Annotated in this window: 15 protein-coding genes and 1 pseudogene; 5 read left to right on the top strand and 11 right to left on the bottom strand. The window is 54.4% G+C overall.

Annotation, left to right across the window (positions count from 1 at the left end; all coding sequences use genetic code 11):
- Window positions 1–1,120, top strand: a 1,120-nt coding sequence (locus tag J7G73_RS10750) for a serine dehydratase subunit alpha family protein (RefSeq protein WP_291246249.1), incomplete at its 5' end; no start/stop codon positions are given.
- Between the two features lie 132 nt (window positions 1,121–1,252).
- Here J7G73_RS10750 and J7G73_RS10745 read toward each other — a convergent pair.
- Together J7G73_RS10745 and J7G73_RS10740 are read right to left on the bottom strand one after the other, a co-directional pair.
- Window positions 1,253–2,959 carry a glycosidase gene (locus J7G73_RS10745; RefSeq protein ID WP_291246248.1) on the bottom strand — a complete coding sequence of 569 codons (1,707 nt, stop codon included), beginning with the start codon at window positions 2,957–2,959 and terminating at the stop codon, window positions 1,253–1,255.
- Between the two features lie 33 nt (window positions 2,960–2,992).
- Window positions 2,993–3,958, bottom strand: a complete 966-nt coding sequence (locus J7G73_RS10740) for an adenylylsulfate kinase (protein WP_367113988.1) — start codon at window positions 3,956–3,958, stop codon at window positions 2,993–2,995.
- Between the two features lie 130 nt (window positions 3,959–4,088).
- Here J7G73_RS10740 and J7G73_RS10735 point away from each other — a divergent pair.
- The 3 genes and pseudogenes from J7G73_RS10735 to argH all read left to right on the top strand — a co-directional run.
- Window positions 4,089–4,511, top strand: a pseudogene (locus tag J7G73_RS10735) (LacI family DNA-binding transcriptional regulator); the annotation flags it as partial.
- A 37-nt stretch (window positions 4,512–4,548) separates the two neighbouring features.
- The gene (locus J7G73_RS10730) at window positions 4,549–4,971 is read left to right on the top strand and encodes a substrate-binding domain-containing protein (RefSeq protein ID WP_291246247.1); all 423 of its coding nucleotides are present in this window, start codon (window positions 4,549–4,551) and stop codon (window positions 4,969–4,971) included.
- A gap of 327 nt (window positions 4,972–5,298) precedes the next feature.
- Window positions 5,299–6,678, top strand: coding sequence for an argininosuccinate lyase (argH, locus tag J7G73_RS10725; RefSeq protein WP_291246246.1), 1,380 nt, complete (start codon window positions 5,299–5,301; stop codon window positions 6,676–6,678).
- Window positions 6,679–6,751: 73 nt separating this feature from the next.
- On the opposite strand, the gene J7G73_RS10720 is transcribed toward argH, so the two are convergent.
- From J7G73_RS10720 to J7G73_RS10685, 8 genes are read right to left on the bottom strand one after another with little or no spacing between them, the layout of a single operon-like run.
- Window positions 6,752–7,759 (bottom strand): glycosyltransferase, encoded by a 1,008-nt coding sequence (locus tag J7G73_RS10720; protein ID WP_291246245.1) that lies wholly within the window; start codon window positions 7,757–7,759, stop codon window positions 6,752–6,754.
- Window positions 7,760–7,769: 10 nt separating this feature from the next.
- Window positions 7,770–8,885: a polysaccharide pyruvyl transferase family protein gene (locus J7G73_RS10715; RefSeq protein ID WP_291246244.1), complete on the bottom strand. Its 1,116-nt coding sequence runs from the start codon at window positions 8,883–8,885 to the stop codon at window positions 7,770–7,772.
- Window positions 8,885–10,138: an oligosaccharide flippase family protein gene (locus tag J7G73_RS10710; RefSeq protein ID WP_291246243.1), complete on the bottom strand. Its 1,254-nt coding sequence runs from the start codon at window positions 10,136–10,138 to the stop codon at window positions 8,885–8,887. The genes J7G73_RS10715 and J7G73_RS10710 overlap by 1 nt, the downstream gene beginning before the upstream one ends.
- Window positions 10,139–10,150: 12 nt before the next feature.
- Window positions 10,151–11,338 (bottom strand): hypothetical protein, encoded by a 1,188-nt coding sequence (locus tag J7G73_RS10705; protein ID WP_291246242.1) that lies wholly within the window; start codon window positions 11,336–11,338, stop codon window positions 10,151–10,153.
- Between the two features lie 9 nt (window positions 11,339–11,347).
- Window positions 11,348–12,280 (bottom strand): glycosyltransferase, encoded by a 933-nt coding sequence (locus J7G73_RS10700; protein WP_291246241.1) that lies wholly within the window; start codon window positions 12,278–12,280, stop codon window positions 11,348–11,350.
- Window positions 12,267–13,250, bottom strand: a complete 984-nt coding sequence (locus J7G73_RS10695) for an acyltransferase family protein (RefSeq protein ID WP_291246240.1) — start codon at window positions 13,248–13,250, stop codon at window positions 12,267–12,269. The genes J7G73_RS10700 and J7G73_RS10695 overlap by 14 nt, the downstream gene beginning before the upstream one ends.
- A 4-nt stretch (window positions 13,251–13,254) precedes the next feature.
- Window positions 13,255–14,316, bottom strand: coding sequence for a glycosyltransferase family 2 protein (locus tag J7G73_RS10690; RefSeq protein ID WP_291246239.1), 1,062 nt, complete (start codon window positions 14,314–14,316; stop codon window positions 13,255–13,257).
- A gap of 27 nt (window positions 14,317–14,343) precedes the next feature.
- Complete coding sequence (locus J7G73_RS10685; RefSeq protein ID WP_291246238.1) at window positions 14,344–15,138, bottom strand: sugar transferase; 795 nt, start codon at window positions 15,136–15,138, stop codon at window positions 14,344–14,346.
- A 535-nt stretch (window positions 15,139–15,673) separates the two neighbouring features.
- On the opposite strand from J7G73_RS10685, the gene J7G73_RS10680 reads away from it, so the two are divergent.
- Complete coding sequence (locus J7G73_RS10680; RefSeq protein ID WP_367113987.1) at window positions 15,674–16,579, top strand: NDP-sugar synthase; 906 nt, start codon at window positions 15,674–15,676, stop codon at window positions 16,577–16,579.
- A gap of 105 nt (window positions 16,580–16,684) precedes the next feature.
- Here the strand turns inward: J7G73_RS10680 and J7G73_RS10675 are convergent.
- A partial coding sequence (locus J7G73_RS10675; protein ID WP_291246237.1) for a hypothetical protein occupies window positions 16,685–17,161 on the bottom strand: 477 nt, incomplete at its 5' end.

Raw genomic sequence — 17,161 nt, 5'->3', positions numbered from 1 at the left:
CATCAAGAACGCCAAGGGCGTGATCGTGCCCACCACCGGCAACATGCGCGGCATCGACACCAGCGCCGTGCTGGGCGCGCTGGCGGGCAACGCCTCGCTTGGCCTGGAGGTGCTGAGCAAGGTAGGCCCCGCCGATCTGGAGGCCACCCGCCGGATGCTGGCTCAGGATGTTTGCACCGTGGAGCTGCTGGACACCCCCTCCCGCCTGCACATCATTGTGGAGATCACCGGCGACAGCCACACCGCACTGGCCGAGATCCGGGACGAGCACACCAATGTGGTGCGCATCGAGCGGGACGGCGAGCGCCTGTTCTACAAGGAGGTGGAGGCGGTGGCCGACGAGGACGACACCGATCTGGATGCCCTGAATCTGGCAGACATTCTGGAATTCGCCAACACCGTTGTGCTGGACGACATCCGCCCCATCATCAAGCGGCAGATCGAATACAACACCCGCATCGCTCAGGAGGGCATGACCCATGCCTACGGCGGCCGGGTGGGCGCCACCCTGATGCGCCACTACGGCGGCGACGTTCGGGTGCGGGCCCGTGCGCTGGCCGCCGCGGGCAGCGACGCCCGCATGGGCGGCTGCGTGCTGCCGGTGGTCATCAACTCGGGCAGCGGCAACCAGGGCATCACCTGCTCGGTGCCCATCATCGTGTATGCCAAGTACCTGGCCGCCACCGAGGAGACCCTGTACCGGGCGCTGGTGCTGAGCAACCTGACCGCCCTGCTGCAGAAGCGGGGCATCGGCCGGCTGAGCGCCTTCTGCGGTGCGGTGTGCGCGGCCTGCGGCAGCGGCGCGGGCATCACCTACCTGCACGGCGGCGACTACGACGCCATCAGCCGCACCATCACCAACACGCTGGCCAACGCCTCCGGCATCGTGTGCGACGGTGCCAAGGGCAGCTGCGCCGCCAAGATCGCCACCTCGGTGGACGCGGCCATTCTGGGCCACGAGATGTCGCTGGACGGCAACACCTTCGGCGCGGGCGAGGGTCTGGTGAAGGAAAACGTGGAAAAGACCATTGCCAGCATCGGCCGCATGGCCGCCGACGGCATGCGCGAGACCGACAGCGAGATCCTGCGCATTATGATCGATCAGGGCTCCGGCTGCTGATCGCCCCTCTTCCCCGAAAATCCATTCCATTAGAAAAGAAGGCCCGGGGCCGCGTGGCAGAACACCACGCGGCCCCGGGCCTTTTATGATTGCAGAAATGAGGAATTGTCAAAAGAATGCGCTTCGGGCGGCTCAGCCCTCCTGAAAGACCGCTTCGGTCTTGCCGTTCTCGCCCACCTCAATGGCAAAGCGCTCGGCGGCCAGGTCCATGGTCAAAGCGGCGGTGTGGCCCTCCTTCTCCCAGCGCAGGGTCAGCTGGGCGGGAGCCGGGTTCTCCACGGTGAGCTTGGCGTCCCAACCGAAGGCGGGGCAGCTGTTGCGCAGGCGCAGCAGCTCCAGCTGGCGGCGCACCACCGGCTGCTCCAGCTTCTCCACCGCCTCCTCCAGGCTCAGGTTGGTGCGGTTGATCTCCTTGTGGCCCGCACCGCCGCCGCGGCGCACCGCCTCCAGATCGTTTTTGCCCGCGAACAGGTCCAGATACCATACCTGGGGCTTGCCGGGCATGAACAGCTGCAGGGCACGGGCCATCAGCATCTTGCGGTCGCTTTCGCCCAGGGCGCTGTAGTAGGTGCAGTTCACCTGGTAGTACATGTTCTTCGCGCCGTGCAGGTCCTTTACAAGACCGCCACGGCCCTTCAGGGTCTCCACCATGGCCTGGATGCGCTCCTCGGGCAGCAGGCCCTTCAGATCCAGCAGGGGGATGCCGTCGTGGCAGCCCAGCATGTTCACCACACGCATGCCCTTTTGCTGGATGTCGTCGATCCAGCGCACCAGATATTCAAAGTTCTTATGCTCGAAGGCGTCCAGAATCAGGCCGGGCAGGAAGAAGTCGTAGGTCATGCAGCCCGCCTCGCACAGCTTTTCGTGGGTCTTCTCCCCGTAGCTGGCGTGGATCTCGGGCAGGATGCTCAGGCCGTACTGCCCGGCAATGCCGCCCACCCGCTGCAGCATCTGCCAGGTATCCGGCTCGTTGAGGAAGTTCTTTGCGCCGGGGGTCTTGGGGGCGTAGGCGAAGGCATCCAGACGGATGATCTTCGCGCCGTAGTCCGCCAGCTTGTGCAGGGTCTCGTCGTAGAACTCCCATACCAGCGGCGAGGCCACGTTCAGGTCCATCTGGCCCAGATAGCTGCGGCGGCTCTCCAGATGGTCCACCACCGCGGCCTTGTGGGCCTGGAATGCGCCGAAGTCCATGGCGGCGGGCTTTTCGCCCCGCTCCAGCGCCGCGTTCACCAGGTCCGCAATGCGGCTGGCCGCCTGGTACTGCAGCCCCAAGCTCTCCACCAGCTCACTGGCGTCCACCTTGCGGTAGCGCACCTCCTGGTAGAAGGTGTTCCAGTAGGGCACCTCGCTGCCGTCCGGCATGCGCACCATCAGGATGGGCAGGCCGGGCTTGCGGAAGAACATGTCCTTGATTTTCTCCGCGTCCGGCTGGATGTAGCCCTCCTCGGTCATCTGGCCGTGACCGGCCCAGAACTTGTTCCAGTTGATGAAGAAGTCCTTATAGCGGGAGTTCTCGCCGTTTTTCAAAAGGTCCTGGAACTGGGGCGACAGCACCGAGGCGTGGTTCAGGATCAGATCGAACTTCAGATCGATGCCAAGACGGCGCAGCGCGTCCAGATCGGCCTGACCGGCGTAGCACTCGTTCAGGTTGTAGTCGATCACCGAGAAGCCCCGGTCCAGATCGGTGTTGAAGATGCTGGGCAGGATGTAGAAGGCATCAAAGGCGCCCTTCATCTCGCCCCGGCCCAGCAGGGCCACGATGTCGGCCAGAGTGCCGCCCATGCTGTCCGGGTAGGCGTTCAGCATCACACCGGCGGAAAGTGCGGTTTTGTTTTCCATTGCTCTGTTCCCCTTTCTCTCTTGTTGCGCCGCTCAGGCGTTGGCCATCAGGGCCTGGTAGTCGGCGTAGCTGAGCAGCTCGCCGCTCTTGGACAGGATCACAGCCGCCTTGTGGGCCTGAGAGGCCAGCAGGCCCTGCTCGATCTCCAGCACCATGGTGGTGAAGGGGCTGTCCACCTTGCCGTCCCGGTTGCGCTCGCGGCGGTGGGCCATGGTCTCGGCGGGGGTGCTGTTCAGCAGCACCGGCAGGTCCACACCGGCCAGGTTGTCGTTGTTGCTGTGGGTCCACTCAATGATCAGCACGCTGGTCTCAGAGAAGTCCACGGTCTCGGTCCACAGCTCGCTGGGGCGGCGGCCCATCCGCTTCAGGGCGATCTGCTCCGCGCCCGCCTGGAACTGGGCGATGATGCCGTTCACCCGGTCGAAGTCGATTTCATTGGGGGTGCCCAGGTAGCCCTTCAGGCCACGGCGGCCCGCCGCCTGGTAAACGCTCAGCCAGCTGTATTCGCCGCACAGAGCCGGGTCAGCGTCCTTGTCCGCTTCCATCAGCTCATGGAGCGTTTCGCTGATTTCAGCGGTATGCAGGCCGGAGGCCACCAGGCCCTTCAGGCCAAAGTCCCGGAACACGCGCAGACGCTCGGCGTCGTTGTACTCGGGGATGCGGTGGGGGTAGTTGTCGCCGGACATGATGTAACTCTTCGCGCCCAGCTGGCCCAGGTACCAGCCCAGCAGGGACGCGGTCTCGCTCTTGCCCACGCCGGAGCCGCCGCACACGCTGATCACGCACCGCTGCAGGGGCTTATTCTCCAGAGCGGCGATCATCTTGTCCACCAGAACGGGCAGGATGGTCTTGGCCTTGGCCACGTGGCTCTCGGTGATGAGCACCTTGTCGCCGGGCATGTCGCCGTGGGGAATCTCGGCGGGCAGGGTCATGGAATCCAGACGCTCGGCCAGGCCCTCGCGGGCAGCCTTCAGGGTGTTCAGCAGCGTGTTGTTCATAATACGTTCTCCTTTGCGCTTTGGAATGGATGAAAACTTGTTTGGTATCTGCAAAGGCCCGTTTGACTTGCCCCCCGCCGCTGTGGGATAATAAAAAGGAAAATTTCGCGGCGAGAGGAGCAACGGCCCTATGGCAACTTTAAAAGATGTGGCGCGCCTTTCCGGCGTGACGGTGACCACCATTTCCCGGATGCTGAACAACCGGGTCAACGTGAGTGAAAAGACTCGCGCCAAGATTCTGGCGGCCATGGAGGAGCTGGACTACCACCCCAACGAGCTGGCCCAGTCGCTCATCAAGCAGAAGAGCAGCTTCATCGGGCTGATCGTGCCCTCGGCGAAGAACTTCTTCTTCGGCGCGGTGATCGACTGCGTGGAGCGGCATGTGTGCGCCAGCGGCTACAAGCTGCTTTTGTGTGTATCCGACCTGGATGTGAACAAAGAGGTGGAGTATTTCCACATGCTGAAAAGCAACAAGGTAGCGGGGGTCATTCTGGCCAGCCACACCCAGAACCTTTCCCAGCATGTGAACCTGGCCAACCTGCCGCTGGTCACCATCGACCGCACCCTGGCGGACTCGGTGCCCAGCGCCTGTGCCGACAACTACACCGGCGGCCGGCTGGCGCGATGTGTGCCGCGAGCGTGGTGCCGAACCTCCGGTGATGGTGGACGCCAGCGAGCGGGACTTCATCGCCATGCGCTACGAGCCGCTGATCCACCAGCTGTTCCAGGAGCACCCGGAGGTGGACGGCGTGTTCTCGTCCAACGATATCATTGCCGCCCAGGTGCTGCAATATTGCAGCCAGCAGGGCATCGATGTGCCCGGCCGGATGAAGGTGGTGGGCTACGACGACACCGATCTCGCCTGTCTGACCACCCCGCCCCTGACCACCATCCACCAGCCGGTGGAGGACATCTGCCGCTGGGCAGTGGAGCGGATCGTGGCCGGCGAAAACGCCGGTGCGCCGGAAGCAAGGGTCTTCCCGGTGCAGCTGATCCAGCGCCAGAGCACCTGAAACGCTCCTGTTCCTCCCTCATCATAAAAGATGCGGGGCAAAATGTCAATCGTTTGACATTTTGCCCCGCATACAAAATATGCCCTCGCTTTTGGTGAAAACTCACAAAAGCGGGGGCATTGTTTTTTCTTCGGCTTTTTGCCCTTCCGGTTGCCGCGTCAAAATACAGCAACATCTGCTCATCGAATTTTTATTCTTTATTTTCGCATAGTTCTTGCATTTAAAGAATATTTATGCTAATATCATGCATATAATCACAATTCGGCGTGCAGAAAGGGCCGAAAACGAGAGGGGGACGCGCCCGGCACCGGCCGGGCCGGAACGGATATGGAAAAGCTTTGGGCAGGGCGGGCACAGGCCGCCACCAGTAAAATCGCGGACGATTTCAACTCGTCCATCCACATCGACTGCCGCATGTACCGGCAGGACATCACCGGCTCGCTGGCCCACGCGGCCATGCTGGCGGCCAAAGGCATTCTGAGCGGGGCGGACCTTGCCGCCATCACCAGCGGGCTGGAGGACATTCTGGCCGAGCTGGACAGCGGCACTCTTGCCATCGACCCCACCGCCGAGGACATCCACATGTTCGTGGAGGCGGAGCTGACCCGCCGCATCGGGGACGCGGGCAAGCGGCTGCACACCGCCCGCAGCCGGAACGACCAGGTGGCCACCGACCTGCGGCTCTATCTGCGGGATGCCTGCTCTTCGCTGCAGGACCAGATCAAAGCGCTGCTGGAGGCCATTTATGAGCAGGCCAAGGCCAATCAGGATGCCATCCTGCCGGGCTACACCCATCTGCAGCGGGCGCAGCCGGTGTGTTTTGCCCATCATCTGCTGGCCTGGGCGGCCATGCTGCAGCGGGACGTGACCCGCCTGCAGGACGCGGTGGGGCGCATGAACTACAGCCCCCTGGGCAGCTGCGCGCTGGCGGGCACCACCTACGACACCGACCGGGCCATGACCGCCGCGGCGCTGGGCTTCGACGGGGTGTGCCAAAACAGCATGGACGGCGTATCCGACCGGGACTTCTGCGTGGAGATCCTGAGCGCGCTGGCCCTTGTGATGATGCATCTTTCCCGCTTTTCGGAGGAGATCATCCTCTGGTCCAGCTGGGAGTTCAAGTTTGTGGAGCTGGACGACGGCTTCACCACCGGGTCCAGCATCATGCCCCAGAAGAAAAACCCGGACATGGCGGAGCTGGTGCGCGGCAAGACGGGCCGGGTGTACGGCGACTTAATGGGCACGCTGACCATGCTGAAGGGGCTGCCGCTGGCCTACAACAAGGACATGCAGGAGGACAAGGAGGCCATCTTCGACGCCATCGACACGGTGAGCCAGTGTCTGGAGGTGTTCGCGCCAATGGTGCGCACCATGAAGCCGCTGAAGGCGAACATGTATGCGGCGGCGCAGAAGGGGTTCATCAACGCCACCGACCTGGCGGATTACCTGACGCGCAAGGGGATGTCGTTCCGCAGCGCCTACAAGCTGACGGGCCAGCTGGTGGCGAAATGCATCGCGGAGGGCAAGGTGCTGGAGGATGTGAGCCTTGCGGAATACCAGAGCCTGAGCGAGCTGTTCGATCAGGACATATACGAGGCGATCGATCTTGCGGCCTGCGTGGCGCGGCGCACAAGCGAAGGCGGCACCGGCCCGGCCTCGGTGACGGCCCAGCTGCAGCAGCTGGAAGCATTTCTGGCGAAGCTGTGAGGATTTTGATAGAAAAAAGGAGCACCCCGGGCGGATGCTCCTTTTTTGTTACGTTATGTATTGGGTATTGGAATTATTGTTCTTTTGTAAATTTCCGAACACGGAAATGATTGATGATACAAGCTGCCAGGAAGGGGTCGATTCGATAAAGAAGAGCCTTCATCTTCTCCTTTTTCGATACCGGTGCATTAAATGCGCACACCGCCTCACTACGGCAAACCGCCTTGATCTGCTTATACAAATCCGGATGCTTCTTTCTCACACCACAACCCACAATTGTATTCAAACAATCGCAATGCGTATGCCAATTTGCATACCGGCAAGCAGCAACCAATTCCGGCGTTTCCTTTACCAGTCTGGAGCGAATAAACTTTTGCGCATTAACACTGCTGTTCATCACAAACAGGCTGAACTTTGTCATCCCGCTCTCCGGATTATCCACCCGGTAATAATACACCTTTTTTTGGCCAACCGCCACGCGTTTTGCCCGTTGGAAGCAGTCCACCGAAAAGCTGAAGCCTTCTCCACTGAAAAAACGCGTGCAAAACTCCAGGTTATTGTCACGAATCAGTTTCATGCTGATCATCTTATTCCAGGGTGCGATGACCAACTTGTAATATAGCATCGCAATAGCAGCTCGTTCGCCACCCCACACCTGAATGTGGTCACTCTCAATATCCGGATTCAGATCTTCTGCGGACAAAAAACGCTTTGCCTGTGGAGTAAGCGCAATTTCCGCATCATTCTCTTTGATCAACCGATAAAAATAAGATACATAGTCCGGCGCGATACAATCATCCTGATCGATCAGGCATACATATGCTCCTGTTGCTTTTTGCAGAGCATTGTTCCTTGCTGCACTCACCCCGGCATTCTCCTGATGAAGTGCGATCACTCGCTCGTCTTTTTTCGCAAACGCATCGATCATTGCACCGGAATTATCCTTCGAGCCATCGTTCACCAGAAAAATCTCCAGGTTGGAATAATCCTGTGTCAAAATAGACTCCACACATTCCGCCAGATAGCGCTGCCCATTATAGACCGGCACAATGATCGAAATTTTTTCCTGTTCCGGATTCATGTTCGTCTCCTCACATCTCTGCTTTGTTTTTCATCGTTTCACGTACATTGTTGCTCACCATCTGCAGAAAATCATCCGTCTTTTTCCGTTCCTTGTTCAGGATCTCATTGACCCGTTCAAAATTCACCGGACGGTTCAAGACATCAAAGTCGTTGAAGTCATTTGCGTGCCGATGCCCAGATTCTACTAAGTTTAAAAATTCCGATAGTCTGCAGGAGTAATCGCTGGGGTAAATGCAAATGGGAGGCGTATTCATATTCATAGAAAATGCAGTTGCGTGAAAAGAGTCCGTCAGAACAATGGATGCATTGTCAATAAGAGATACAAACTCCAAAATATCTGGAATCACCAGACTCTTTCCGTTTTTGATTATCTGATCAAAACGCGTGCAAAAACGATACAGTTTTAGTCCAGTCCTCTTTTGCAGTTCTTCTGCATAACGATCAAACTCGCGGCTTCTCTGAAGATTATAAATCAAAATATAGTCTTCTTTTATCTTACGGGGCGGTGCTACCTTACGCCAAAACTCCGGCGGCATCGATAACGTCGGGTCTAAAATGCGATACACATTTTCATATCCGTATTGTTCTTTCAGCAGGGGAACACCACTTTCCTCCCGCACAGTAATGAAATCATATCGATCAATATATTGCTTTGACTCCGCAACTTCCTCCTCAGAAACCCGAGAACGCCCAAAACTGGAGGCATATGCATATTTCGGTTTATCATCTGGCACAAAGCTCAGATACATGGGCGGAATGATTCCATGATTCCACCCCGCATTCCATACTTGGTCACTGCCGGAAAAATACACATCCGCGAAGTCCTGAAAGTTCGAAAAATCCTCATTGCTGAGATAAACATTTTCGTCAATCTTCAGATATTTCTTTTGGAATTTCCCGAAAACATGCTTCCACCAAAACAAAGTAGGAAGGATGACCGGAATTTTAAGAGGATTGCCTTTCGGAAAAGTTTTTAAAAGGCCGATCCCATAGGTGTCCTTTCGGCGGTAGTCAATAAAGCGCACATCCTCAAAGTATTCTTTGAGTTTTTCCTGCGTTGCATATGCCTGTAATTGCGTTCCATAATTGCACACCGTGTGCAGTGTAATCACAGCCGCTTTCATCAATTTGTCACCCCTGCATTTTTTGTATCAAACAAGTGTCTGTATTTTCTAAAAAAGAAGAATCTTATGCCAAAGAAAACCATCTCGGTAACCGAGCGCACAACGGCAATATTGATCAGCGTAAACGAATCCGTTACAATCAGCAAAACCAACAGTGCGATATGCAACACAACAGAGCACACCGTGGAAAACGTTGCTTCCCGCTCTTTCCCAATCGCCCCCAGCACCGGCCAGCCAAACATGACCGAGAGGAAGCCGAAGAAGAGGACCGGGATCAATGTACGGAATACCGGCACCGCCACCAGATACTCTTCGCCCCCCAAAATATACATTCCAAGCCCGGCAAATACATAAGCAAGGCAGCAACCCACGGCAACCAAAGGCAAGAATATTTTCACAATTTTGCGAATCAAAGCAAGATTCCGACTCTTGATCATTTCCGGATAAACACCATCTGCAATGGGTGTATAGCACGCCTGAATTGCGTTGATGACCTGCATGCACACGCTCCAGTATGCCACCTGGGCCTGACTGATCTGCACACCAATAATCAATGTGCTCAATGCATTGAAGGAAGTGGAAGCCGCATTGGAGAAAAAATAAACCATGGATTGCCGAATAGTGCGAATCGCTTTTTGAATCCCCGTAAATTTAGGACGAAGGCCCAGCTTCCACACCTCATAAACTGCCATCAGAACGGCGACCAGTGAGCTTAAAATATCAAACAAAGGAATCAGCAGCAGATCCGCATCGCTTTTTACCAGTGCAAAGGTGAGCAGTGTAGACAATGTTTTCATAACGATAAACCGGATCGTTATAACATGCATGATCTCCAAGCCACGGAACAGAAACTCCAGCAGGAAAATCGATTCAAATACCACCACATAGGAAAGCAGTGTATACAGCGCATTATTGCGCAAAATGGGAAGTGCTGCAATAAGAACGAGCAGCACTAAAAGCGCTCCAAGCCCTAAAAGCATTTTTCCTACGATTGTATCACCGATCACATGCTCCAGTTCATCCTTATTATGTTTAGCTTGGATCACATCCTTTGTGGCGGACAGCACGAAACCGAAATCCACAAGAATCTGCATGTAGCTCATAACGGTTTTTACATAAGCTACTGTTCCATAAGCATCCACCGAGAGGACTCTGGTGAGATACGGGAGCGTTACAAACGGAAAAAACATCTTGGCAATGTTCAGTGCAAGAAGCATTCCGGTATTTTTAACTACATTTTTTTGTTTCATCATATACCATTCATTCTATTGCACAGGTAAAGTCTGTCCACGTGTATTTTGGATGTGCATATTATACATTCCGTATCCCAAAAGGAACGACAACATTGGACTGCCAAATTGTACCGAAGAAAACATCATTGCACTAATACACACAAACATCGGAACATTTCTGTTAAAACCTTTATATAGAACTTTAGATATCATCCAGATAAACAGAACACCTAAAATGCCAAGTTCATACAACAAAGTTCCATATCCACTCTCCACGCGAAAAGAGAAGTCCTCGTAAACAAATCCATGGGGTAATCCGCCATATGTCAGGAATTCTCTTAAAGATGTCACAATCGCATTTACACGCGTAGCAACACTGTAATCCAATTGGTAAAGTTGCTGCAAGCTATGAATTTCACCAATATTAGAAATCAGGTCCTGCCAAATAGTTACCATTCGTGTGCTACCAAAGGCATCCATAAAATCGTTCCAAAAAATTGATGCAGCAAATCCAAAAGCAATTGTAAAAATTCCTATTGCAATTATCCTTTCAGGTTTTTTCTTATAAAGCTGAACCCCTTCTTTTAACACAACGCATACAATCAGAATTGCTAGATACGCTAATGATACAGCGGATTTAGCAAAAAGTATAATTTGGGCAATACACATCACTTGGAATATTCTTTTATGCCTTTTGAACTGACTAACAGCCATCAAGAAGAATATCATCATATATCCATAAAATGATGGTTCAGAAGCTAATCCTACTACACCTCTAGCTCCACCAGTTCTAGCATTAGAAACAAATCTTAGCATAAAACTCGGATAAATATATGTCTGTATCGCACCAACCGCAAACCAAATACTTATAAGAATTTTTTCCCATTTTTCATTTACTCCACCACTTATTATCAGAGAATTATACACAGCAGTAGTAACAAGGAAAAGGCTTATATAATTAAACACCTTGCGCAAAACAAGAAACTTCTCTGAAGGATGTGCTAAGAGCAGAGTAACCACTGCTCCAGCCACAATCAACACATAAGCCCACATCATATTGAATAATGTTTTAGGAACTTTTACTTTCCCCAAAACCAAACACAGTACGCATGCCATTATGAACGCATACGGCTGAGTATCACTTGGAATTGGAAGGAAGTAGAGAAAAGGCATAAAACAAAAGAGATAGAGTAGAAAGCTAACAGGTTTAAATATTTTCATTTTCAATTATCACTTTAAAATTGTTACAAGCAATACTAATACTTTCCTGGTAAACGGCATTTTCCAGTTCATTAACTTCCAGAACTTCCTTTTTACCTGCCGTTTCATTTTTCTCTTTTCCTCTATTAATTTAGCATTATTTTTATCATATCCTGATAAAAGCATCTTACTCAGAATTGTGAAATTAGCTCTGGCCAAATTAATCTCAGCATATTCCGTATATTCCTGCGGAACCTTTTCTGCAATCCGTTCCCACACATGAATATATTCTAAATCCTTTTTCGTAACCGGTGATTTTGTTACACCATTTTGGTTAACGAAGTAAAAATAGAGGACTTTATTCGAGCTGACCATTTGCTGAGCGCGAGTAAAAAAATCAAAGCTTGCTGCCACATCCTCACTGATTGTACCTTCCACAAAGGAAAAATCATCCAATACGCCACGGCGAATTAATTTATTCCATATGCTGTAATTACTCTTCTCACCGTGAATGCGGAAAAAGTATTCCATCATCTGCTTTTGATTCCACAACTGGATATTTTCCGGGCGGGCAGGCGCTTCCTGCTTTTCATCAGAAGTCTGAATTGCATCACACTGTGCAATCTGTACTTCCGGATACCGCTTTAACAAGCCATAAAGATATTCGTACATATCCGGCATGATCCAGTCATCACTGTCCACAAAGCCAATGTACTCGCCTTCAGCTGCGCGCAATGCTGCATTCCGTGCAGCACCTGCTCCTCCATTTTCCTTATGAATCACGCGAATGCGGGCATCCTTTTTTGCCCACTCATCGCACATCTGCGGGCAGCGGTCCGGGGAGCCATCGTCCACCAGAATCAGCTCAAAGTCGGTGAATGTCTGGTTCAGAATCGAATTGACGCACCGGTCAAGGTACTGCTCCACCTTATACACCGGAACAATGATACTAATCTGCGGCATAGCCCGTTTTCCTCCGTCTTTCTGTCTGCATTCCGAACAGCACCGGAATCCCCGGCAGCTGCTTCAAGATGAAAATCCCGATGGTCTCTGCCAGCAACACAAGAGCCGTATTGCCAACGATCAGTATAAGCGGGCCGGTCACCCCAATGCGAACCAACAATGTTCTTGCCACGCCCAGTGTAATCCCATTAAACAGGTAAATCTGCAGCGAATACTTGCCAGCTGTTTCCAGCACTGCATTTTTCCCTTTGCGCGTCAGTTGGGTGGCCAGCTGCAGGGTCAGCCAGGAAGCTGCAATCGCAACCAAAATATTGGCCCAACGGTTGCCCATCCATCCAAACAGCACAAAAACAAGTGCGCTGACGATATTCAGCAACACTTGCTTGCGTGCGGCCCATTCTTCAAATTCCCGGTAGTAACCACCCAGAAGATAGAAGAACAGATAATATGCAGCCTGATTGATGCAGAACAGGTCTGGAAAGCTCACCAACCGTGTGGAGATCATTAGAACCACACTGATTCCAAACAAAAGCTTTCGTTGCCCGCAGGAGACACCGACCGCCGCGACCAACTGCACCAAAAACATTGCAATCAAAAACCAGAAATATCCGCCATAAAAAATGATGTCAATTAGAGAGTCCTGGATATTAGATGGATTGTTCACCAGGCTTTGCAGCAGAAGTCGGGGCATCATATCCACCATGCCCATCACAAGGTAAGGAAGCAGCAGCCGCTTCGCATGTTTGGCAAGCCACTCCTGCGGTGAACCCAATCCCTTGGTGGAAGTAAAGTATCCGGAAAGCAGAAAGAACAGCGGCATGTGAAAGGAGTTGATCAAATTGCCAAGAATCACACACCATTCCGCCTGTGCCCGCAAATCGATGGGATAACGAATGATGGAATGCTCCAATACCACCAAAAAGGCCGCAATTCCGCGGCAAGCCATCAGGTTGTGCTTTGTTTCCTTCATTGGATTACCGCTCCGCTTTCAGCTTGGCGAACAGCTTGGTGTTGCCGGATTTTACCTTCGAGATGGCGCAGCCCTCGCAATAGGTCAAAAAGCCGCTGCGCATTTTGATGGGCACCAGCATCATCTTCATCATGGTCGACTGCGCCTTCATGTGTTTCAGAGCCGTGCGGCACTGCTGGGCGTTGATCATCTGCTTGATCTGCGCCTTTTTCTCCTTCGCGGGCAGCTCGCACTTGCGGTTGGTCAGGTTTTCAATGCAGCCGATCAGCCGCTCCACATACCGGCGCGAGATCATCTCGGTGCTGGCTTCGTCCTGAATGTTCCAATGGCGGTACAGCTCCAGCATCCACTGGTGCTCCTCTTCCCGCTTTTCATACATTCTGGGGTTATACTTGGCGGTTTCTGACTCGGCTCGCTTGCGCAGGAAATGATAATAAGCGTTTTCCATCACCGCTACCCGCTCCACATTGCGCACCACGCTCAGGCAGAAGGGGAAATCATCCCAGAAGGTGGTGGGGAAATACAGCTCGTTTTCCTTTAAGTAGCTTGCCAGGAACAGCTTGTTCCAGGGCGTATACAGCAGGTTTTTGTCGAACAGACGGTAAGCTTCCCTGCGAAACTCCTGCTGGCTTGCGAACACCTTGCTTTCCACCTTCTGCACCTGGGTGTACTTTTCGGTATCAGTGTAATAGGTGTCGATGTAAAAGCCGGTGACCACCAGCTGCAGGTCATGCGCCTCCGCCTGCGCCACCATATCTTCCAGCATGGTGGGCTCGGCCCAATCATCGGAATCCATAAAATAGAAGTATTTTCCGCCGGCCTGCTTCATGGCCATATTACGGGCGCTGGGCGCACCGCCGTTCTCCTTGTGGATCACATGAACGCGGGGGTCCTTTTTCGCATATTCGTCGCAGATTTTGCCGCTGTTGTCCGGCGTACCGTCATCCACAGCCCACAGCTCCCAATCCTGAAAGGTCTGCTGCTGGATGCTCTCGATGGATTTGCCCACGTACTCCTCCACCTTATAAACCGGCATAATGATGCTTACCATCGGCTTCTGATTCATGATTCCTTGATTCCTCTCCGTTTATTTTCACATCGCCCGGCGGTGCTCGCGCACCATCTGGGCCTCCTGCTGGAACTGCACGAATTCACGCTGCTCCAGCTTCTCCTGGGCCAGCTGCTCCTGCTGGCGGCGGCGCACTTCGTCCCGGTGATGATGCGCCCGCACGCCTTCCTGGATGTCCTTTCGGCCCAGCACCTTCAGCACACTATCGAAAAATACCTTCGCGTCAAAGGCCATGCTCACATTCTTTAAGTACTCCCGGTCGTAAAACACCTTATCGTAATCGTTCAGCATGTCGCGGCCGTTGATCTGCGCCCAGCCCGTGATGCCCGGCTTCAGCTGGTCCACCCCGTAGTACCGGCGCAGAAAATGCACGCTGCGCTCCTGCCGGATCAGCGGCCGGGGCCCAATCAGGCTCATGTCGCCTGTAAGAACATTGAACAGCTGCGGCAGCTCATCAATGCTGGTATCCCGCAAAAAGCGCCCCAGCTTGGAAATATAGGCGTCGGCGTTCTGCAGCTCGCCGGTGGCCGAGTATTTGGGCGCGGTGCTCTTCATGGTGCGGAATTTGGTAATGTAGAACACATGGCTGTCCTGCCCCACCCGCTTCTGGCGGAAGAACACCGGCTCGGTGGGACTGCTCAGCTTCTGCAGCAGGGCCACCACCATAAACGGAATCGCCAGCACCACCAGCGCCATGGCTGCAATCACCACATCGAACCACCGCTTCTGCCGCAGATACCTCTGCTGGGCACCGGTCAACGGAATGCGATGCTGCTTCATGATTCTGCGCATCGATACATACTGTTTTTTGACCTTCATCGCCGTTCTTCTCCCTCTGGATTTTTTACGCTTCCTTATTTGCTGCACGCAAAGCGCCCCGGGCATCGGTAAGGTTGCCCAGGGGGATCTTGCGTTGGCGGTTTTCCGTTTGCGCGTGACGGGGCAGTGCGCATCCGGCCGGTTTTCCTCCGCCCCGCGGTTGCCCCGGCAAACGCAGCCGCTGCATCTCCCCCTGTGTTGCGGGTGCTGCGCTGAAAATTGCCGTGTCGTTTCCGCTTTACCGTAAAAGGAAAGCGGATTTTATCTATGTTATACACCAGTATTTTAATCATAACGCAATTTGCCTCTTTTTTCAACCGAAAACGGTAGTTTTTGGTTCAGATTCGTCTAATTGGTAAAAAAGCTGTAAGAAAAGCGAATAATATTGATTTTTCTGCTGGAAATCTTCTTCTTTTTCCCCTCTTTGGCAACTCGATCTTTGTGTTGTTTTTTCGCCCGGGCCCCTTTTGTTGATCTCGCCGCCCAGCTCACCGAAACGTTCCCTTGTTCATTCCATGGAAAAATCGCGCATTTTATGGTCATTATGGCGGCGGGCATCGGCAGCCGTTTCGGCGGCGGCATCAAGCAGCTGGAGCCCGTGGGCCTGCACGGCGAGATCATCATGGACTATTCCATTCACGACGCCATCGAGGCAGGCTTCAACAAGGTGGTCTTTATCATCCGGCACGACATTGCCGAGGCCTTCCGTGAGGCCATCGGCGACCGCATTGCCGCCACCTGCGCCCGGCTGGGCGTGGAGATCGCCTACGCCTATCAGGAGAAGGAAAACCTGCCTGAGGGCGTTGCGCTGCCCGCAGAGCGCACCAAGCCCTGGGGCACCGGCCAGGCGGTTCTGGCCTGCAAGGGTCTGCTGAACGAGCCCTTCGTGGTCATCAACGCGGACGACTACTACGGCAAGGAAGCCTTTGTGAAGATCCACGACTTCCTGGTGCAGGACCACGGCGACAGCGAGCTGTGCATGGCGGGCTTTGTGCTGAAGAACACCCTGTCCGAGAACGGCGGCGTGACCCGCGGCATCTGCCATATGAACGAGACCGGCTACCTGACCGATGTGGAGGAGACCTCCAATATCGTGAAGACCGCCACCGGCGCCGAGGTGGAGGGCAAGCCCGTGGACGCGGACTCTCTGGTTTCCATGAACATGTGGGGCCTGACCCCCGCCTTCCTGGATCTGCTGGACAAGGGCTTTGTGGAGTTCTTCGCCAACACTCCGGAGGACAAGATCCTGAAGGCCGAGTACCTGCTGCCCATCTACATTGACCAGCTGCTCAAGCGCAGCGCAGTGTCGGTGAAGGTGCTGAAGACCGACGACAAGTGGTTCGGCGTGACCTACAAGGAGGACAAGGACTTTGTTGTGGCCAGCTTCCGGGCACTGATCCAGGCGGGCGTTTACAAGGAAGACCTGTTCAGCGACCTGTAAGCCGCTGACCTTCCGGCGTTTTTCGCCCAGACAGATACAAAACCAAAAGGCGGCTGCCTTCCCAAACCGGGAAAGGCAGCCGCCTTTTTCTGCACGCAAACTTGTTTACTCCTCCACCGGGGCCGACAGCCGCAGCACATAGCGGGCCGGATCGGTGACCGAGAGATAATTGATCACATCCTGTTCGTACACGTCCCCCGCCAGACGCAGCTCCCGGCGCTCCAGCTCCTCCAGAAAGAGGGCGTAGGCGGTGGGCAGCTCGTCGTAGCCGCCCTGGTAATAATACACCGCCCAGGTCCCGGCGGGGCAGGTCCACAGATGGGGATGCTCCACCGGTCCGGGCAATGGGCTGAAATAATAGGCCTCCAGAAAGCGGCCCTGCAGCGCTCTTTCCCGGGGGATGATCTCCCCGGCCTGGAAGCTGGTTCCCAGGCCGCACTGCTCACACTCCGCAAAATGGGCCTGCATGGCGCGGGCGAACTGGCGCTCGGTGGGCGGGGTGCGGTAGCCGGTGGGGGTGGCGATCAGGTACCGTTCCCTCTGCCGGGTCAGACTCAGGCGGCCGCAGACGCTCTCCTCGCC

Source organism: Allofournierella sp. (assembly GCF_017889395.1).
In the GTDB taxonomy this organism is placed as follows: Bacteria; Bacillota; Clostridia; order Oscillospirales; family Ruminococcaceae; genus Allofournierella.
This window is presented reverse-complemented; position numbering and strand designations above follow the sequence as displayed.